This is a genomic window from Streptomyces sp. bgisy130 (assembly GCF_057708345.1).
This window is the reverse complement of sequence record NZ_JBYISA010000004.1, coordinates 313,597-332,029: the sequence shown is the minus strand read 5'-3', so window position 1 is coordinate 332,029 and position 18,433 is coordinate 313,597. Positions and strand designations below refer to the sequence as shown.

At 71.0% G+C, this 18,433-nt stretch carries 16 protein-coding genes; 4 read left to right on the top strand and 12 right to left on the bottom strand.

The window, feature by feature from the left end; translation table 11 throughout:
* Positions 1 to 253 precede the first annotated feature (253 nt).
* The 3 genes from AC3EUV_RS08735 to AC3EUV_RS08725 all read right to left on the bottom strand — a co-directional run bounded on the left by AC3EUV_RS08735 (position 254) and on the right by AC3EUV_RS08725 (position 3,621).
* Positions 254 to 733 carry a nuclear transport factor 2 family protein gene (locus AC3EUV_RS08735; protein WP_432146445.1) on the bottom strand — a complete coding sequence of 160 codons (480 nt, stop codon included), beginning with the start codon at positions 731 to 733 and terminating at the stop codon, positions 254 to 256.
* Between the two features lie 5 nt (positions 734 to 738).
* Positions 739 to 1,650: a dihydropteroate synthase gene (folP, locus tag AC3EUV_RS08730; protein ID WP_432146444.1), complete on the bottom strand. Its 912-nt coding sequence runs from the start codon at positions 1,648 to 1,650 to the stop codon at positions 739 to 741.
* A gap of 114 nt (positions 1,651 to 1,764) precedes the next feature.
* Positions 1,765 to 3,621 (bottom strand): phosphatidylglycerol lysyltransferase domain-containing protein, encoded by a 1,857-nt coding sequence (locus AC3EUV_RS08725; protein WP_432146443.1) that lies wholly within the window; start codon positions 3,619 to 3,621, stop codon positions 1,765 to 1,767.
* A gap of 141 nt (positions 3,622 to 3,762) precedes the next feature.
* Here AC3EUV_RS08725 and AC3EUV_RS08720 point away from each other — a divergent pair, with 141 nt between their 5' ends.
* Positions 3,763 to 4,878: an alpha/beta hydrolase gene (locus tag AC3EUV_RS08720; protein WP_432146442.1), complete on the top strand. Its 1,116-nt coding sequence runs from the start codon at positions 3,763 to 3,765 to the stop codon at positions 4,876 to 4,878.
* Positions 4,879 to 4,995: 117 nt separating this feature from the next.
* Here the strand turns inward: AC3EUV_RS08720 and folE are convergent, their stop codons facing one another.
* The 6 genes from folE to dacB form a co-directional block, all read right to left on the bottom strand.
* Positions 4,996 to 5,601, bottom strand: coding sequence for a GTP cyclohydrolase I FolE (gene folE, locus AC3EUV_RS08715; RefSeq protein WP_432146441.1), 606 nt, complete (start codon positions 5,599 to 5,601; stop codon positions 4,996 to 4,998).
* A gap of 119 nt (positions 5,602 to 5,720) precedes the next feature.
* A complete protein-coding gene (gene ftsH, locus AC3EUV_RS08710; protein WP_432146440.1) occupies positions 5,721 to 7,733 on the bottom strand; it encodes an ATP-dependent zinc metalloprotease FtsH in 2,013 nt (670 codons plus the stop codon).
* A 280-nt stretch (positions 7,734 to 8,013) separates the two neighbouring features.
* Complete coding sequence (hpt, locus tag AC3EUV_RS08705) at positions 8,014 to 8,553, bottom strand: hypoxanthine phosphoribosyltransferase (protein ID WP_030077134.1); 540 nt, start codon at positions 8,551 to 8,553, stop codon at positions 8,014 to 8,016.
* Positions 8,554 to 8,638: 85 nt separating this feature from the next.
* Positions 8,639 to 9,697, bottom strand: coding sequence for a tRNA lysidine(34) synthetase TilS (gene tilS / locus AC3EUV_RS08700; protein ID WP_432146439.1), 1,059 nt, complete (start codon positions 9,695 to 9,697; stop codon positions 8,639 to 8,641).
* Positions 9,698 to 9,886: 189 nt separating this feature from the next.
* The gene (locus AC3EUV_RS08695; RefSeq protein WP_432146438.1) at positions 9,887 to 11,032 is read right to left on the bottom strand and encodes a zinc-dependent metalloprotease; all 1,146 of its coding nucleotides are present in this window, start codon (positions 11,030 to 11,032) and stop codon (positions 9,887 to 9,889) included.
* A gap of 289 nt (positions 11,033 to 11,321) precedes the next feature.
* Positions 11,322 to 12,896: a D-alanyl-D-alanine carboxypeptidase/D-alanyl-D-alanine endopeptidase gene (dacB, locus tag AC3EUV_RS08690; RefSeq protein WP_432140205.1), complete on the bottom strand. Its 1,575-nt coding sequence runs from the start codon at positions 12,894 to 12,896 to the stop codon at positions 11,322 to 11,324.
* Positions 12,897 to 12,982: 86 nt separating this feature from the next.
* Here dacB and AC3EUV_RS08685 point away from each other — a divergent pair, with 86 nt between their 5' ends.
* Positions 12,983 to 13,477, top strand: coding sequence for an inorganic diphosphatase (locus tag AC3EUV_RS08685; protein ID WP_085923328.1), 495 nt, complete (start codon positions 12,983 to 12,985; stop codon positions 13,475 to 13,477).
* A 154-nt stretch (positions 13,478 to 13,631) separates the two neighbouring features.
* On the opposite strand, the gene AC3EUV_RS08680 is transcribed toward AC3EUV_RS08685, so the two are convergent.
* The gene (locus AC3EUV_RS08680) at positions 13,632 to 15,323 is read right to left on the bottom strand and encodes a threonine/serine exporter family protein (protein WP_432140458.1); all 1,692 of its coding nucleotides are present in this window, start codon (positions 15,321 to 15,323) and stop codon (positions 13,632 to 13,634) included.
* A 200-nt stretch (positions 15,324 to 15,523) separates the two neighbouring features.
* Positions 15,524 to 16,225, bottom strand: coding sequence for a DedA family protein (locus tag AC3EUV_RS08675; protein WP_435602572.1), 702 nt, complete (start codon positions 16,223 to 16,225; stop codon positions 15,524 to 15,526).
* 205 nt (positions 16,226 to 16,430) lie between these two features.
* Between AC3EUV_RS08675 and AC3EUV_RS08670 the strand changes: the two genes are divergently transcribed.
* Entirely contained in the window at positions 16,431 to 16,799 is a 369-nt protein-coding gene (locus AC3EUV_RS08670; protein WP_042150344.1) for a YbjQ family protein, read from the top strand.
* A gap of 52 nt (positions 16,800 to 16,851) precedes the next feature.
* On the opposite strand, the gene AC3EUV_RS08665 is transcribed toward AC3EUV_RS08670, so the two are convergent.
* Positions 16,852 to 17,610 carry a MerR family transcriptional regulator gene (locus AC3EUV_RS08665; RefSeq protein WP_435602571.1) on the bottom strand — a complete coding sequence of 253 codons (759 nt, stop codon included), beginning with the start codon at positions 17,608 to 17,610 and terminating at the stop codon, positions 16,852 to 16,854.
* 115 nt (positions 17,611 to 17,725) lie between these two features.
* On the opposite strand from AC3EUV_RS08665, the gene leuE reads away from it, so the two are divergent.
* Entirely contained in the window at positions 17,726 to 18,391 is a 666-nt protein-coding gene (gene leuE, locus AC3EUV_RS08660) for a leucine efflux protein LeuE (RefSeq protein WP_435602570.1), read from the top strand.
* Positions 18,392 to 18,433 lie beyond the last annotated feature (42 nt).

Here is an 18,433-nt window from a genome sequence, read left to right as displayed (position 1 = left end):
CGGGCCGGGAGATCGTCCGCGCGGCCCTCTTACCCCCCTGCCCACGCCCCACCCCTACCCGTGCCGCACTTGGCTCGAACGGGTGCGCCCTCCCCCGGATGGCTGACGTCCACCCCGGACAGTCGCGCAGGCCCGCGCCCCGGACGCAAGGGCCGGTGGCCATGGCAAGGCTCACACCGGCCCGCGCCGGGGGCCGCCGGCCGCGCTCTCCGGGAGCCGGCCCCGCTCCCGGCCCCGGCTCCCGGGAACGCGCTCAGAGGGCCTCCTCGCCGCCCTCGCCGGCTCCCCCGCCCTCCTCGTCCTCGTCCTCGTCCTCGCGGTCCGCCAGCACCGGCGAGCCGTGGTGCGACCACACCCGCCAGCCGTCCTCCGTGCGCCGGAAGACATTGGTCGCCACGACCAGCTGGCCGATCAGCGGCCCCACCGAGCCGTCGTCCTCGGCGGGCCCGCCGCTGAGGATGTTCTCGGTGCAGGTCACCAGCGCGGTGTCCCCGACGACGTCGATCTCCACGTCCGTGAGGAAGAACTGGATGTACTCGGTGTTCGCCATGATCAGGGCGTACGAGCGCAGCACCTCGCCGCGCCCCCGCAGCACCGGCCACCCCGGGTGGACCACACTCACCTGGCCGTCCAGCCACAGTTCGGACAGCCCCTCGTGATCACCGCGCTCAATGGTCTCGTACAGGGTGGTGTTCGCCTGCTCGACCAGTTCGATGTCCGTCTGCGGGCCCAAGCCGCTCACACCGTTCCCGTCGTGGTCGCCGTCGTCCCGCTCGCTTCACTGCCGCCGGCCGCTGCCGCGCCCTCCACGGCACGGGCCACCCGTACCGCATCCGCGCTCGCCCTGACCTCGTGCACCCGCACCGCCCAGGCCCCCTCTCGCGCCACGATCGCCGACACCGCCGCCGTCGCGGCATCCCGCTCCCGGGCCGGCGGTGGGGCGGCTCCCTCGCCACCTGCCAGCACCCTGCCCAGGAACCGTTTCCTCGATGCGGCCACCAGCAGCGGGCGGCCCAGCGCCCGCAGCCGCGCCAGCTGGGCGACCAGCGCGAGATCGTGCCCGGCCTCCTTGGCGAAGCCCAGGCCGGGGTCGATCACGATCCGGTCCGGGTCGATCCCGCCGGACACCGCGCGCTCCATGCTCTGGCCCAGCTCGTCGACGACCTCCGCGACCACGTCCCCGTAGACGGCGCGGTTGTTCATGTCGATGGACTGGCCGCGCCAGTGCATCACGACGAACGGGACCTGCTGCGCGGCCACCACCGGCACCATCGCCGGGTCGGCGGCGCCCCCGCTGACGTCGTTCACCAGCCGCGCCCCGGCCGCCACGGCCTGCTCGGCGACCGAGGCCCGCATGGTGTCCACGGAGACCGTGACACCGGCCGCGGCCAGCTCCCGGACGACCGGCACGACCCGGCGCAGCTCCTCGGCCTCGTCCACCCGCGCCGCGCCCGGCCGGGTCGACTCGCCGCCCACGTCCACCATGTCGGCGCCCTGCGCCACCAGGTCGAGACCGTGTTTGACGGCGAGTTCGGTATCGAACCAGTCGCCGCCGTCGGAGAACGAATCGGGCGTCACATTGACGACGCCCATCACCGCGCAGCGGTCCCAGTCCGGCAGTCCGGCCACCCGGCCACGCAAGGTACTCATGGCACCAGCGTAGGCCGTGTGCCGACCGGCCGGATTGCGGCCACCGCATGCGGGGACTTCAGGGGCGCCGGCCCCCGGAGGCCCTACCGGAGGGGCCTGCCGGGGGCCCTTTGGTCAGGCGACCCGCTCGACCGCGCCCGGCACGGCCGACGAGGTGGCCTGCCGCGGCACATGCGCGCACGGCCGCGGCTCCACGGTCTTCCGGCGCCGCAGCACGCGCGGCAGCCCCAGCTCCAGATAGCCCTCGGCCTGGAGCGCCGCCAGGCCGATCCGGGGGATGTCGCGGCTGTTGCGGAAGACCACGAAGCGGGGCTCCCAGCGCGGCCGGAACTTGTCGTTGAACTTGTACAGCGACTCGATCTGGTACCAGCGGGACAGGAAGATCAGCGTCCCGCGCCAGACCCGGATGACCGGCCCCGCGCCGAGCTTCTCGCCGCGCTCCAGAGAGGAGCGGAAGACCGCGAAGTTCAGCGAGACCTGCTTGATCTTCAGGTCCGGGGCGGCCTGGAGCGCGGCGACGATCAGCAGCTCGTTCATCCCGGGGTCGGCGCTGCGGTCGCGCCGCATCAGCTCCAGGGAGATACCGCTGTCGCCCCACGGCACGAAGTGCTGCATCGCCTTGAGGTCGCCGTACGGGCCGGGCTCCTCGCCCTCGGCCGCCGGCAGATGCGCGGTGGCGATCACCGCGTCCCCGTCGGCCACCGCGTCGATCCGGCCCAGCGCCATGGAGAAGCCGCGCTCGGTGTCGGTGTCCCGCCAGGCGTCCGCGGCCTTCTGGAGCTGCGCCAGCTCGTCCGGCGCCAGGTCGCGCACCCGCCGCACCCGAGTCTCGTAGCCGTTGCGCTCGATGCGCTTGACCATCTGCCGTACGTTGCGCATCGCGCGGCCGGTGAGGGTGAAGTCGGCGACGTCCACGATCGCCTCGTCGCCGAGCTCCAGCGCGTCCATGCCGGTCTCCCGGGTCCACACCTGGCCGCCGGTCTCGCTGCAACCGGTGACCGCCGGGGTCCAGGAGTGCGCCTTCGCCTCCTCCATGAAGCGCTCGATGGCACCCGGCCAGGCCTCGACATCGCCGATCGGGTCGCCGCTGGCGAGCATCACCCCGGAGATCACCCGGTAGCAGACCGCGGCCTTGCCGGTCGGGGAGAAGACCGCGCCCTTGTCGCGGCGCAGCGCGAAGTAGCCGAGCGAGTCCCGGGCGCCGTGCCGGTCGAGCAGGGCGCGCAGCTGCTGCTCGTCCTCGTCGGTCAGCCGGGCCGCCGGGTGTTCGGGGCGGAAGGCGAGGTAGGCGGTGGTGGCGACGGTCAGCAGGCCGAGCGCGCCGAGCGAGTAGCCGACGGTGTAGTCGACGTGGTGGGTGTAGGCGACCGGGCCCTCGAAGCCGAACAGGCCCCACAGGACGTGCTCGGCGCGCTCCCAGAGGGAGGGCGAACCGATGGTCTTGTGGGGGTGCGAGCTGACGATGACCAGGCCGATGCCGAAGCTGACCCCGCCGAGGACGACGAGGTTGGCCAACGCCTTCCAGCGGCTGCGCGGGTCGGGCAGGGCCGCGAACTCCCGCCGGTGCCACACCAGGAACACCAGGAGCGCCAGCGAGAGCACCGCCCCGAACACGGAGTGGCGGTAGACCAGCTGGGCGGCGATCCCCACCGGCAGCAGCGCCACGGCCGCTCCCCAGGCCCGCCGCTTACGCCGCTTGAGCCCGTGGGCCAGCAAGAGCAGCAGGATGCCGACGACGATGGAGGCGGCGGCCGCCAGCGGACTCACCGCGCCCGGCAGCACCTCCGCCACGGCGTGCATCCGGCTGTGCCGGAACCGCGGGAACACCCCTGCCGCCAGGTTCAGCAGGCCGACGACCACGCCGGCCGTACCGACGATCCCCGGCACCGCTTCGGGCCGCGGGCCACGGAGCCAGCGTGGTCCACGCCACGCAACCGTCTCCGACTTTTCGCCATCTAGCCTGTCAGACATCACTTTCCCGTCGCCCCGGTCGAGAGAACGTGCGAGCCTTGTCGCAGCATCTGGACTTTTTGCGCCCTGTATGACGGCGTTTCAGGGCTCGGGGTTCCACCAGCGGTACGGATGGCCCGGCCGCCCGGAAGAAAGCACCACATGGGTCTCACCAGTCAGAAAGTGCTGCTTCTTGCCGTCCTCGTAGCGGTGGCACTGTTCGTCCTCACCATTTGGCTCTGGCCGCGCCTGTCCAAGGGGGACTGGCGCGCCGTGCTCGGGCGTATCGGGCTCCTGGTGGCGACGCAGCTCTCCCTTTTCGCCGCCATCGGCCTGTACGCCAACAATTCCTTCGGTTTCTACGCGTCCTGGGCCGACCTCTTCGGCCAGGAGCAGGAGCCGGGCGTGGTGACCGACTACCAGACCGGGCCGGGCGGCACCAAGCTGCGGATGCTGGGCACCGAGCGGGTCAGCGTGCAGAACGGCTCCCGGCCGGCGACCGGCGGCCGGATCGACAAGGTGCTGGTCCGCGGCGAACACTCGCAAATCGCCAGCCCCGCGTACGTCTATCTGCCGCCGCAGTACTTCCAGAAGAAATACGCCGGAAAGAAATTCCCGGCGGCCCTGGTACTCACCGGCTACCCCGGCACTGCCGAGGCGCTCTACAAAAAGCTGCATTTCCCCCAGACCCAGCACGAACTGCTCAAGAACCAGAAAATGCGGCCGACCGTCCTGGTCATGATGCGCCCGACCGTCGCACCGCCGCGCGACACGGAGTGCATGGACATACCGAACGGCCCGCAGACCGAGACCTTCTTCACGAAGGACCTGCGCGCGGATATCTCCGACCACTACCGAATAGGCCGCGAGGCCAAGAGCTGGGGTGTCGTGGGTGACTCCACCGGCGGCTACTGCGCGCTGAAGATGACCATGCGCCACCCCGAGGCGTACTCCAGCGCCGTCGCCCTCTCCGGCGCCTACAAGGCCCCGCGGGACGCCACCACCGGCGACCTCTTCGGCGGCAGCCGGCAGCTGGAGCGCGAGAACAATCTGCTGTGGCGTCAGCGGCATCTGCCCGCGCCCCCGGTGAACCTGCTGGTCACCAGCAGCAAGCAGGGCGAGGGGAATTACCAGGAGACGCTGCGGTTCATCCAGCAGACGAAGTCGCCGAGCCGGGTCTCGTCGATCATCCTCGACAGCGGCGGCCACAACTTCAACACCTGGCGCCGGGAGATCCCCGCCGCTCTGGAGTGGCTGGGCAACCACCTCAAGGCCTGACGGGCCGGCGCACCGGCCCCCGGCGACGGCCGGGTCCCTCACAGGAGGGGCCCGGCCGTCCGGCTGTCTGGGAGGGGCCCGCGACGGGCCGGCCGTACGGGCCCGGGGCCCAGGGCCTCAGCGGGCCAGTATCAGGCTCATCGCCTCGGCGCGCGTGGCGGCGTCCCGCAGCTGGCCGCGCACGGCCGAGGTCGTCGTCTTGGCACCCGGCTTGCGCACCCCGCGCATGGTCATGCACATGTGCTCGCACTCGATGACGACGATCACGCCGCGCGGCTCCAGGATCTCCATCAGCGAGTCCGCGATCTGCGTGGTCAGCCGCTCCTGGACCTGCGGGCGACGGGCGAAGACATCGACCAGCCGGGCCAGCTTGGACAGCCCGGTGATCTTGCCGTCGGTGGACGGGATGTAGCCGACATGGGCCACACCGACGAACGGGACGAGGTGGTGCTCACAGCTGGAGACCAATTCGATGTCCTTGACCAGCACCATTTCGTCGTGGCCCAGGTCGAAGGTGGTCGTCAGCACGTCTTCCGGCTTCTGCCACAGCCCGGCGAAGATCTCGCGGTACGCCCGTGCCACCCGCGCCGGCGTCTCCAGCAGCCCCTCGCGGTCCGGGTCCTCGCCCACCGCGATGAGCAGCTCTCGCACGGCGTTCTCGGCGCGCTTCTCGTCGAACGTGCCGACCGTGCCGTCAACGCCCAGCGTCACAGGGTCCGTCATGTGGTGCCTCGTTCCTTCTGCGCCCGCTCGAATCGCGGTGGAAACACGGAATGCCGCGCCCCCCAAGGCTAAACCTGGGGGGCGCGGCATTTATTCCGGGGCCCCTGAGGGCCATGGGATCAGCTCTCGGGACGCTGCTCCTCGGGTGCTTCCGCCTTCTCCGTGGAAACGGTGGCGGTGGTGGTCACCGCACCATTGGCCGGGGCCAGCTCCTTCGGCGACAGCACCGGCGGACGGCTGGAGGGCGTACGGCGCGACGAGCCGGTCCACGCCGGGCGGGCCGGGCGCTTGACCACGTGCTTGAAGAGATCGGCGATCTCCTCCTTGTTGAGGGTCTCCTTCTCCAGGAGCGTCAGCACGAGGTTGTCGAGCACATCGCGGTTCTCGACCAGGATCTCCCACGCCTCGTTGTGCGCGGTCTCGATGAGCTTCTTGACTTCCTCATCGACCAGCGCGGCGACCTCTTCCGAGTAGTCGCGCTGGTGACCCATCTCACGGCCCAGGAAGGGCTCGGAGTTGTCGGTGCCGAACTTGATCGCGCCGAGCCGCTCGGTCATGCCGTACTGCGTGACCATCGCGCGGGCCGTGGCGGTGGCCTTCTCGATGTCGTTCGCGGCACCCGTGGTCGGGTCGTGGAAGACCAGCTCCTCCGCCGCGCGGCCGCCCAGCATGTACGCCAGCTGGTCGAGCATCTCGTTGCGGGTGGTGGAGTACTTGTCCTCGTCGGGCAGGACCATGGTGTAACCCAGGGCCCGGCCGCGGGACAGGATCGTGATCTTGTGCACCGGGTCGGAGTTCGGGGAAGCCGCCGCGACCAGGGCGTGTCCGCCCTCGTGGTACGCGGTGATCTTCTTCTCCTTCTCGGACATGATCCGGGTCCGCTTCTGCGGGCCGGCCACGACGCGGTCGATCGCCTCGTCCAGGAAGTGGTTGTTGATCAGCTTCTCGTCGCTCCGGGCCGTCAGCAGCGCGGCCTCGTTGAGGACGTTGGACAGATCGGCACCGGTGAAGCCGGGGGTGCGCTTGGCGACGGCCGAGAGGTCGACGTCCGGCGCGACCGGCTTGCCCTTCTGGTGAACCTTGAGGATCTCCAGACGGCCCTGGAGGTCCGGACGGTCGACGGCGATCTGCCGGTCGAAACGGCCGGGACGCAGCAGCGCCGGGTCGAGGATGTCCGGGCGGTTCGTGGCGGCGATCAGGATCACGCCGCCCTTGACGTCAAAGCCGTCCATCTCGACCAGGAGCTGGTTGAGGGTCTGCTCACGCTCGTCGTGGCCACCGCCCAGGCCCGCACCGCGGTGCCGGCCGACGGCGTCGATCTCGTCGACGAAGACGATCGCCGGGGCGTTCGCCTTGGCCTGCTCGAAGAGGTCACGGACCCGGGAGGCACCGACACCGACGAACATCTCGACGAAGTCGGAACCGGAGATCGAGTAGAACGGGACGCCCGCCTCGCCGGCGACGGCGCGCGCGAGCAGCGTCTTGCCCGTTCCGGGCGGGCCGTACAGCAGCACGCCCTTGGGGATCTTGGCGCCGACGGCCTGGAACTTCGCCGGCTCCTGGAGGAACTCCTTGATCTCGTGGAGCTCCTCGACGGCCTCGTCCGACCCCGCGACGTCCGTGAAGGTCGTCTTGGGGGTGTCCTTGGTGATCAGCTTCGCCTTGGACTTCCCGAAGTTCATCACCCGGGAGCCGCCGCCCTGCATCTGATTCATCAGGAACAGGAAGACAACCACGATGAGGACGAACGGGAGCAGCGAGAGCAGCACACCGACGAACGGGTTCTGCTTCGACGGCTCGACGGTGTACCCGTCCTTGATCTCGCCGGTCTGGTACTTGGCCTGCAGGTTCTTGGCCACGTCGACGCCCTGGTCGCCGATGTAGCTCGCCTGGAGCTTGTTGGAGCCGTCGATCTTGTTGGAGCCCGACAGCTCAATCTTGATCTTGTTCTCGTCACCGGTCGTCAGCTCGGCGGACTTCACCTTGTTGTCAGCGATCGCCTTGACGACCTGACCGGTGTCCACCGTCTTGTAGCCGCCGGACGAGCCGACGACCTGCATCAACACGACCACGGCGAGGACGGCCAGCACGATCCACATGACCGGCCCACGGAAGTATCGCTTCACGTCCATCCATACGGAGCCGCTGAGGCCCCGTCCCTCCTGCCACAGTGAGGCACAACGCCCTTGGGAGGGCTGGTCGTGCGTACGGTGTATTACTGGCCCGAAAAAGAACTGCCTTCGGACGGTACCCCAGCATTGTCACCCGGCGCCTGCGCCGAGGGTGAACATGCAGCTGAGGATTCCGCTCTCCCTGCTCCAACGGCGGGCGGCCCCGAAGGGTTCCCGCCGGGCCGCAGCGGACGGTCCGAGGCTCGCCCGGCCACCGCGGCCGGACGAGCGCGGAACGCCCTCAGCCGCCGTAGACGTGCGGCGCGAGAGTACCGACGAACGGCAGATTGCGGTACTTCTCCGCGAAATCGAGGCCGTATCCCACGACGAATTCGTTGGGGATGTCGAAGCCGATCCACTTCACGTCGATGGCGACCTTGGCCGCGTCCGGCTTGCGCAGCAGCGTGCAGACCTCCAGCGAGGCCGGCTCGCGCGAGCCGAGGTTCGACAGCAGCCACGACAGCGTCAGACCGGAGTCGATGATGTCCTCGACGATCAGGACGTGCTTGCCCTTGATGTCGGTGTCGAGGTCCTTGAGGATGCGGACCACGCCGGAGGACTGGGTGCCCGCGCCGTACGACGACACGGCCATCCAGTCCATCGTGACGGGGGTGGACAGCGCGCGCGCCAGGTCCGCCATCACCATCACGGCGCCCTTGAGGACGCCGACGATGAGCAGGTCCTTGCCCGCGTACTCCGCGTCGATCTTCGCGGCCAGCTCCGCCAGCTTCGCGTCGATCTCTTCCTTGCTGATGAGTACCGACTGAAGGTCGGAGCCCATGTCCTTGTCGTCCACCCGTGCCACTCTCGCTCTGTTCGGTGTTCGCGTCAGTCGTGAGACTTCGGTGCGGGGCAGCGTCTGCGGCTCAGCCCTGCCGAATGACCAGTCTGCCACCCTGCCGTCGCACACCTACGCGCCCGGGGAGGTTGATGGCCCCCTGCCCCCGCCAGGCGGTGATCAGCCGGTCCACTTCCTCGATGTGGCGGGCGAAGAGCGAACCGGCCGGTGAACCGGCGCCGATGACCGCCCGGCGCAGCACCCGGCGGCGCACCGCGGGGGGCAGCGCGAACAGGGCGGCGATGTCGAGGGAGCCGCTGTCGTCGAGGACCGAGCCCTCGGCGTCGGCGGCCCACGCGTCCAGGGCGTCGGCGTCGTCACGGGAGAGCTGGGCGGTACGGGCCAGCGCCTCGACGACGCCCTTGCCGAGCGCCTTCTCCAGGGCGGGCAGGCCCTCGTGGCGCAGCCGTGAGCGGGTGTAGGCGGGGTCGGCGTTGTGCGGGTCGTCCCAGACGGGCAGCGCCTGGATCAGACAGGCCTTGCGGGCGGTCTGGCGGTCCACGTCGAGGAAGGGCCGGCGATAGCGCCCGTTCCGGCCGCTGGTCGCGGCCATCCCGGAGAGCGAGCGGGTCCCGGAGCCGCGGGCGAGACCGAGCAGCACCGTCTCGGCCTGATCGTCGCGGGTGTGGCCCAGGAGGACCGCGGTGGCGCCATGGCGCTCGGCGGTGGCGTCCAGGGCGGCGTAGCGGGCATCACGGGCGGCGGCCTCCGGCCCGCCCGACTGCCGGCCGCCGCTCCCGCGGTACCCGGTGCCGTGCGCCACCCTGTTCGGTTCGTCCACGTCGACGGCGACGACCTCTACGGGGTCGAGTCCCAGGGCCCGCAGCCGCAGGGCGACCTCGGCGGCGCGGAGGTCCGAGCCCTCCTGAAGGCCGTGGTCGATGGTCACGCCCCCGGCGCGGACCCCGAGCTTGGGGGCCTCGAAGGCGAGGGCGGAGGCGAGCGCCATCGAATCGGCGCCGCCGGAGCACGCGACGAGCACGAGCGGGGGCTCGCGCCGGTCGTGCGCGGAGTGGTGGGTGAGCACGTCGTGGAGTACGCGGCGGACCGCCAGGCGTATCGCGGCGACCGCTGGATGGGGACCCATGTCCGTTTCCAATCGTTCAGCTGGGGAGCCTCGGGCCGTGGACGGCTTCGTCACACAGAGTGCCTAGATGGTGACAGAGGCGAGCGGTTCCCCGAGCATTGCACGCCTATCCCTCGGTAACGGTCCCTCAGACGGGTGATTGAAGGGGCGCTCTACTGCCACGTGGCGTGCCCAGCTCACATCATTCGCTTACGGTGCCCCGTCCGCCTTGCGGTGCACCCGCGCGATCCAGTCCGCCGGTTTGGCGATCTCTTGTTTGGTCGGGAGGGTGTTCGGCGACGTCCACACCCGGTTGAAGCCCTCCATGCCCACCTCCTCGACGACCGCGCTGACGAACCGTTCGCCGTCGCGGTACTGCCGCAGCTTGGCGTCCAGGCCGAGCAGCTTGCGCAGCGCCTGGTCCAGCCGGCCGGCGCCGCTGGCCCGGCGCTTCTGGAACTTCTCCCGGATCTCGGCGACCGACGGCACGACATCGGGCCCGACACCGTCCATCACATAATCCGCGTGCCCCTCCAGCAGGGACATCACCGCGGTCAGCCGGCCGAGGATCTCGCGCTGCGCGGGCGTCTGGACGAGATCGACGAGGGAGCGGCCCTCGTCCTCGCCCTCCTCGCCCTCGGGCTTGGCGCCGGCCAGCGACTGGGCGGCCTCGCGCAGCCGCTCCAGGAGGGCGCCCGGGTCGATGTCCGTCTCACCGAGGAACGACTGGATCTCGCCCTCGATGTGGTCCCGCAGCCACGGGACGGCGGTGAACTGGGTGCGGTGGGTCTCCTCGTGGAGGCACACCCACAGCCGGAAGTCGTGCGGGGCCACTTCGAGCTCGCGCTCCACGTGCACGATGTTCGGCGCGACGAGCAGCAGCCGGCCGCCCTGCGCCGCGGCCGGCAGATCCCGGGAGGCCGGGGCGAACGTCTCGTACTGGCCGAGGACCCGCGAGGCCAGGAACGACAGCAGCATGCCCAGCTCCACGCCGGTCACCTTGCCGCCGACCGCGCCGAGCACCGCGCCCCCGGGGACCGTCGAGCGGCGGTCCTCCATCTTGGCCAGCAGCGGCTTGAGCACGGCCCGGAACCCCGCGACATTCGCCTTGATCCAGCCGGGCCGGTCCACGACGAGGACCGGCGTGTCATGCGGCGCCTCGCCTGTCGCGTCGGGCTGTGCCATCCGCGTGAACGCCCGGACATGCGCCTCGGAGGACTTGGCGTGCTTGCGCAGCTCGGCGACGATCGCCCGCGCCTCGTCCCGGCTCACCTCTGGCCCCGGCCGCACGAACCGGGTCGCGGTCGCGACCGCAAGGTTCCAGTCGACCATCTCGGTCCCACCGATGCTCGTCATGGGTTCACCGTACGTGGGCATATCGCGTCCGGGTAGCCGGTTCGCTGCGCTTTGCCCTCGCCCCCACGTGGTCGGCTTCCCGCCGTGGGTGTTGCTCGCCGTTACGCCTGCGGCGGGCGTTGCCGCTGCGCGGGGCTGTCGGGTGCGGTGACGGGCCTCCGGGGCAGGGTGTCCTGACTGCTTCGCTTTACGTCCGGACACCCTGCCCCTCCGGCCCCTCCCCTCCCGTTGGTGGGGTGGGGATGAGGCCGGTGGGGGTGCGCGTAACGGAGCGAGTGCATCTCCGGCCTCAGCGGCAGCCGCAGTTGGCCACTGCCGAAGCCAGTTTGTCCAACGCGTTCTGGGCCCCTTGGGGGTCGCTGGTTCCGCTGGTCATGAACGAGAAAGCCAGCAGGCGGCCGTCGGCGTCGACGACGGTGCCGGCGAGGGTGTTCACGCCGGTGAGGGTGCCGGTCTTGGCGCGTACGGCGCCGGCGCCGGCGCTCTGGCCCCGGTAGCGGTTGCTGAGGGTGCCGGTGAAGGCGGCCACCGGGAGGCCGGTGACGACGGGGCGCAGGGCCGGGTGGTCGGGCGACGAGGCGTGCAGCAGGAGGCGGGAGAGCAGGCCGGCGGTGACCTTGTCGTCGCGGTCCAGGCCGCTGCCGTCCGCGAAGACGGCGCCGGACAGCGGGAGGTGCTCCCGCTGGAGGGCGTTGCGCACGGCCTTGCCGGCCCCGGCGAAGCTGGCCGGCTGCCGGGAGGCGAGGGCGGTCTGGCGGGCCAGCGCCTCGGCGATGTCGTTGTCGCTGTAGGTGAGCATCCGCTCGACGAGCGCGGACAGCGGCAGGGAGTGCACGGCGGCGATCCGGGCGGCCTTCTTGGGGGCCTTGGCGCCCTCGGGGTCGCCGTCGACGGTGATGCCGCGGTCGTGGAGCAGACCGGCGAAGGTGCCGGCCGCGGTGCGGGCGGGGTCGGTGTCGCGGGGGGCGGTGCCGTGCTCGGAGTCGTCGAGGCGGGCCTCGTCGGTCATCAGCGGGGTGACGGGGGCGATGTTCTCGTTCGCGCCGATGGGGTGCTGGACGGGGCCCGAGTAGGCGGCGGTGTCATAGCCCAGGCCGATCTTGGTGAGGTGGCGCTTCTTGAGGGCGCGGGCGGTGGCGTCGGCGAGGGTGCGCAGGTTCGCGGGCTGTTCCTCGGCGCCGTGCCGCGGGGCGCGGGCGGTGAGGGTGGGGTCGCCGCCGCCGACCAGGACGAGACGGTCCTTGCCGGTCAGGACGACCGTGGTGTCGATGCGGTGGTCGGGGCCGAGCGAGGAGAGCGCGGCGACGGCGGTGGCGAGCTTGACGGTGGAGGCCGGGGTGGCGGCCTTGCCCTGGCCCTCGCCGAAGACCTCCCGGCCCGCGGCCACGTCCAGGACGGAAGCCGTCCGCAGCGGGCCGAGCGCCGGGTCCTTCAGCAGCGGGGCGAGCGCGTCGGCCAGCCCCGCGTCAGTGGGGACGGGCGCCGCGCCACGGCCCGAGGCACCAGGCACCCGGCCGCCGAGCGCGGGCAGCACGGGCGGTGCGCTGGGCGCCGGCCGGGCCTCCGGAGCGTGATGCTCGCCACTGGCGCCGTCCATCTCGGCCGCCTCCGCCCGCTCGGCCGTACGCTGACCCGAGTCCCACGGCCCGGACGCCGCCACCGCGGCGATCGCGACCGCAAGGCCTGTGGCTGCGGAGACCGCCGTCAGCCGCCAGGTCTGCTGGGTCTGGCGGGGTGTGGCCTGCCAGGTCTGCCGCGTGGCATCGACCGCCGTCTGCGCCCACCGGACCGCCGCGCGCGTCGCCGCCCGCGCGGACCGTTCCGCCGACTGCCATCTGACCTGCCACTTTCCGGTCTCGGGCACCTCGGACCAGCCCCTTTCGCCACCACACACCTGCGTGGGGGACACTTAATCACCAGACGTATGTGTTGATCATGGAGGAGCCACCCGTGGAGTTCGACGTCACCATCGAGATCCCGAAGGGTTCGCGGAACAAGTACGAGGTGGACCACGAGACCGGTCGGATCCGCCTGGACCGTCGACTCTTCACCTCGACCAGCTACCCGGCCGACTACGGCTTTGTCGAGAACACCCTGGGCGAGGACGGTGACCCGCTGGACGCGCTGGTCATCCTGGACGAGCCGACCTTCCCCGGCTGCCTTATCAAGTGCCGCGCCATCGGCATGTTCCGGATGACGGACGAGGCCGGCGGCGACGACAAGCTGCTGTGCGTGCCCGCGTCCGACCCGCGGGTGGAGCACCTGCGGGACATCCACCACGTGTCGGAGTTCGACCGCCTGGAGATCCAGCACTTCTTCGAGGTCTACAAGGACCTGGAGCCCGGTAAGTCCGTCGAGGGCGCCGACTGGGTCGGCCGCACCGAGGCCGAGGCAGAGATCGAGGCTTCGTTCAAGCGCCTTGAGGCGCAGGGCGGCGCGCACTGACGCAGCGTCGTCGGCCCGGCGTCCGGCGGGGTTTCCCTGACCGCGGCGCCCGGGTCCGCGCGCGCTGATTTTCGTACGCGAACGGGCGGCACCCAGTCGGGTTGCCGCCCGTTCGTGCGTGCCGGGACCGGGTCGGCGGCCCCGGCACGTCCGCTCAGAAGCCGCGGGTGCGCTTGGCGGCCCGGCGGACGCCGGCCTCCTCGACCCCGGGAGCGCGCAGGAACAGCCGGGCCACTTCGGCACCGAGGTTGACGCCCACGGCGATGGCGAGCGCCAGCGAGGCGGCCTGCACCAGGGAGGTGAGGCCCTCCGGCAGGTGGCCCTGGGCGAAGTTGAGCAGCCCGAAGTACGTGGCACTACCGGGCAGCAGCGGGCCGATGGCCGCGGTGACGTACGGCAGCGCCGACGCATAGCGGTAACGGGAGAGCAACTGGCCGAAGAGACCGACCAGTCCGGCCGCGATCGCGGTGGCGGGCACCGGGTTTATCTCGGCGACGTAGCGGAGGGCGCCGTAGACGACCCAGGCGACGCCGCCGTTCAGGGTCGCAAACGCCACGGTGTGCCGCTCCTGCTGGAGCAGCACACAGAACGCCAGCGCCAGCAGCATGGACGCGGTGATCTGGACCACCGGCTCGTTGTACGCCCCCAGCGCCTCCTCGGGGTTGAGCCGCCGGAGGCCGGGGTTCAGCTGGAGTCCGATGTAGAGCACGCTGAGGACGCCGACGACGATGCCGACGATGAGGTAGCCGACCTCCAGCAGACGGGCGGCGGCGGTGATGTAGTAGCCGGTCAGCCCGTCGTGGACGCCGGCGACCAGCGCCCGCCCCGGGATCAGCGCGAACAGTCCACCGGTGATCACCGCGGACGCCTGCACATTGAGGTGGGCCAGACCGAAGGCGACACCCACCGCCGCGGGCGGCATCGCCGCGACCACGAACTGGTAGAACTCCGGCAGCCCGCGCCCGGATGCGAGCCAGGCCAGCCGGTCGCCGAGCATGGAGCCCACCGCGGCCGCGAAGAACACCAGCATCGTGCCGCCGACCAGCATGGAGGCGGCGCCGGACAGCAGCCCGGAGGCCACCGTCAGCGCCCAGCTCGGGTACGGGTGGCGGTTACGGCGGATCTCGGCGAGACCGCGGTAGGCCTCCTCGAGGGTGATGCCATCGGAGGTGATGTCGTCGACGAGCCGGAAGACGGCGGACAGCCGGTTGTAGTCGACGCCGCGGCGCCGGACCGTGCGGCTGGCCGTCACCGGGTCGTCGACCAGCGACGGCTGGTAGGAGATCGACAGCAGGGTGAAGGTGACGGTCGGCTCGACCCGCTCCAGTCCGTAGGCGTGCGCGACGCCGAACATCGCGGCCTCGACGTCCTCCGCGCCCTCACCGCCGGCGAGCAGGATCTCGCCGATACGCAGCGTCAGGTCGAGCACGCGGGGAACGGCCGGGCCGGTGTCCTCCTCGCCGCGCTCCAGGCGCTCGGGCACCGGGCGCTCGTGGACCGGCATCCGGAGCATGGTCCGCATCCGGTCCTGCCAAGGGGCTTCCTTGGTGAGGCTGACGGCGGGTATGCCGTGCGGCGGGGTGAAGGCGACGCTCATCGCCGTGGCGCCCACGGGGGCGGGCAGCGGGGTCTGGCCGGTGGTGCTGCTCGGCGGGGTGAAGGCCGAGCCCTCCTGCTCGGCCGGCGCCTCCGGGCGCAGCCCCGCGGGCAGCGCGAACTCGGAGGTGGGGTGCTCGTCCTCGGGAAGCGGCGGGTAGGGCACGCCCAGAGGCGGGGTGAAGGCGCTGTGGGCCTCGTCCGACTGGGGCTTGCGGTCCTCCGGGGAACCGCTCTGGTCCAACGCCACCGTTCCTCGCTCCTCGTTGGCCTCCTGATGGATGTCAAGGACACGATGCCTGATGGCTATGTGCTGCGCTTCCTCGGGGCTGGCGTTTCCGGCGGTGGCGCCGGGCCGTTTTCGGGAGCTCACCTCTCCCCGCCTGCCCGCACCGGAGGGACGCATTCCCCGGGGGCCTCACAGGAGCCCGGCGGTGGCCGGGCGCGCGGTCAGCGCTTGGCGTGCCGGCCGCGGCGCGCGGGCTCCGCGGGGGCGCCGTCCCGGTCCGTGCCCGGCGCGGGCGCCTCGGTCTTCTTCTTGCTGCGGGCACGGAGGTACTCGATGGCGATCGGTACGACCGAGATCAGCACGATCGCGACCAGGATCAGCTCGATGTGCTTGTGGACGAACTCGACCTTGCCCAGGGAGGCGCCGAGCAGCGTGACACCCGCGCCCCACAGGGCGCCGCCGATGAGGTTGAAGGTGATGAAGGAGCGGTAGTTCATCCGGCTCACACCGGCGATGATCGGCGTGAAGGTGCGCACGATCGGGACGAAGCGGGCCAGGATCAGCGACTTGGGGCCGTGCTTCTCGAAGAACTCATGCGCCTTCTCGACGTTCTCCTGCTTGAAGAGGCGGGAGTCGGGGCGCTTGAAGAGCGAGGGGCCGACCTTGCGGCCGAAGAGATAGCCGGCCTGGTCGCCGAGGACGGCGGCCAGGACGATCAGCGAGCACACCATCCACAGCGGCCGGTCGAGCTTGTTCGTCGTCACCAGCAGACCGGTGGTGAACAGCAGCGAGTCGCCCGGCAGGAAGAAGCCGATCAGCAGGCCGGACTCCGCGAAGACGATGACCAGGACGCCGATCAGGCCGAAGGTCGCGATGAGATAGTCCGGGTCCAGCCACTGGGGGCCGAGCGCGAGAGTATTCACGGGGTGAAGGCTCCTGGGTCGAGGGCGCCGGATCGTGCGGTGCGAGGGGGCGAAGCGACGGGATGAAGGCGCGGTGTGCGGCCAAAACTATCAACGCCGAGCGGCCCGCCTTGGTTCCAGGCGGGCCGCGGCCCCACCTGACGGCCCCCGACCGCTGGCCGCCCCCGGGGGGCCGGGCGATGCTGGCCGTAAGGAGGTGCGCGCCATGGGCATCGAGGAATACGGCGGTGGACAGCATGCGCAGTCCGACGTCCTGGTGGTGACGACCAACGACGTTCCGGGGTTTCACGTGGAACGGGTGATCGGCGAGGTCTTCGGCCTGACGGTGCGCTCACGGCACCTCGGCAGCCAGATCGGCGCGGGCCTGAAGTCGATGATCGGCGGCGAGCTGCGGGGCCTGACCAAGACCCTGGTGGAGACCCGGAACCAGGCGATGGAGCGGCTGGTGGACCAGGCCCGCTCGCGTGGTGCGAACGCGGTGCTGATGTTCCGCTTTGATGTCACGGAGGCCGCCGACGTGGGCACCGAGGTGTGTGCCTACGGAACGGCCGTGGTGCTCTCCCCGCAGAGCTGACCCCGTAGCGCGCTCCGTACGGGCCGGGGGCGCGCTCCCCGGCCCGTACGGCTCACTGGTGACGGGCCGCGTTGGCCAGGATCGCGTCCCGCAGGTATCCGGCGAGGCCGGCCCGGATCGCCTCGTAGGTGGTGGTGAAGCGCTCGTCGGCGACATATATCTCGCCGAGGCAGGTGTGCAGCTCGTGCGAGCAGTCGTAGTACGCACCGCAGATGAACTGCCGGTGCTCCTCGGCGACCTCCATGGCCGCCGCGGAGTCCGCCGGCACCCCCTCGGTGAGCAGGTCCGCCATCTTCCGGTGGAGGGCGTCTAGCTGCTCCGTCAGCCGCTTCCAGTCCTCCTTGGTGTACGCGGCCGTCCGGCGCTGCGACTCCTTGTAGGCCGCGGTGTGGCCCCAGCGCTCCTCGACCTCCGCCGCGTGCTCGTCCGGGTCGAAGTCCCCGAAGACCTCGAACTTCTCCTCCGGTGTGAGCCGTACGTTCATCCTGCGTGCCTCCATCGCGTGTTCGACGGCGGCGGCCATCTTCTGGAGCTTCTCGATCCGTTCGGTCAGCAGGTCGTGCTGGCGCCGCAGATGCTGCTGCGGGTCCGCGTCCGGATCGTCCACGAGGGCCGCGACCTCGTCGAGCGGAAAACCGAGCTCCCGGTAGAACAGGATCTGCTGCAACCGGTCCAGGTCGTCCTCGCCGTAGCGCCGGTGACCTGCGTGATTGCGCTCGCCGGGCTGGAGCAGCCCGATCTCGTCGTAGTGGTGCAGGGTGCGCACCGTCACACCGGCGAAGGCCGCGACCTGCCCGACCGAATAGCTCACTTCCGCTCCCTTGCTGAGTACGCGCTCCACGATGCGACCTCACGCCGCGTGAGGTACAAGTCCGCATCATGAATATCCGTGTGCCACCGGAGCGGCGGGTGAGATCCTGCGCCACATGCTGGGGATAACGGATCTGTCCACGTATCTGGTGGGGCTCGCACTGATCATTCTGCTGCCGGGCCCGAATTCGCTCTACGTCGTATCGGTGGCGGCCCGGCGCGGCCCGCGGGTGGCGTACCGGGCGGCGGCCGGGGTGCTGTGCGGTGACACGGTGCTGATGACGCTGTCGGCGGGCGGGGTGGCCTCGCTGCTCCAGACCACCCCGGTGCTCTTCTCCATGGTCAAGTTCGCCGGTGCGGGCTATCTGACGTGGCTGGCGGTCGGGATGCTGCGCGGCGCCTGGGCGCTGTGGCGGGGCCGGGAGGCCCGCCGGGCGGAGCGGAGTGCGGAGACGGCCGGGGCGCCGAAGGAGGCCGTGGAGCGGCCGTACCGCAGGGCGCTGGTGGTCAGCCTGCTCAACCCGAAGGCGATTTTGTTCTTCATCTCCTTCTTCGTGCAGTTCGTGGATCCGTCCTATGCCCATCCGGTGCTGTCGTTCCTGGCGCTGGGCGCCTGGGCCCAGCTCTTCAGCTTCACGTATCTGACGGTCCTGATCTTCAGCGGGACGTTTCTGGCGGCGACCTTCCGCCGCCGCAAGCGGCTGACCGCCGGGCTGTCCGCGGGCGCCGGTGCGGCGTTCCTCGGCTTCGCCGCGAAGCTGTCGCTGGCCGGCGCGAACTGAGCCGGCGCCCGGCGGCGGGCGCGCGCACACGGGCGGGTGGCG

Coding starts and splice junctions, on each gene's coding strand:
- folP (WP_432146444.1), bottom strand. CDS start 1,650: ATGAGTACCTTGCGTGGCCGGGTGGCCGGACTGCCGGACTGGGACCGC.
- AC3EUV_RS08725 (WP_432146443.1), bottom strand. CDS start 3,621: ATGTCTGACAGGCTAGATGGCGAAAAGTCGGAGACGGTTGCGTGGCGT.
- AC3EUV_RS08720 (WP_432146442.1), top strand. CDS start 3,763: ATGGGTCTCACCAGTCAGAAAGTGCTGCTTCTTGCCGTCCTCGTAGCG.
- folE (WP_432146441.1), bottom strand. CDS start 5,601: ATGACGGACCCTGTGACGCTGGGCGTTGACGGCACGGTCGGCACGTTC.
- ftsH (WP_432146440.1), bottom strand. CDS start 7,733: ATGGACGTGAAGCGATACTTCCGTGGGCCGGTCATGTGGATCGTGCTG.
- hpt (WP_030077134.1), bottom strand. CDS start 8,553: ATGGGCTCCGACCTTCAGTCGGTACTCATCAGCAAGGAAGAGATCGAC.
- tilS (WP_432146439.1), bottom strand. CDS start 9,697: ATGGGTCCCCATCCAGCGGTCGCCGCGATACGCCTGGCGGTCCGCCGC.
- AC3EUV_RS08695 (WP_432146438.1), bottom strand. CDS start 11,032: ATGACGAGCATCGGTGGGACCGAGATGGTCGACTGGAACCTTGCGGTC.
- AC3EUV_RS08670 (WP_042150344.1), top strand. CDS start 16,431: ATGGGCATCGAGGAATACGGCGGTGGACAGCATGCGCAGTCCGACGTC.
- leuE (WP_435602570.1), top strand. CDS start 17,726: ATGCTGGGGATAACGGATCTGTCCACGTATCTGGTGGGGCTCGCACTG.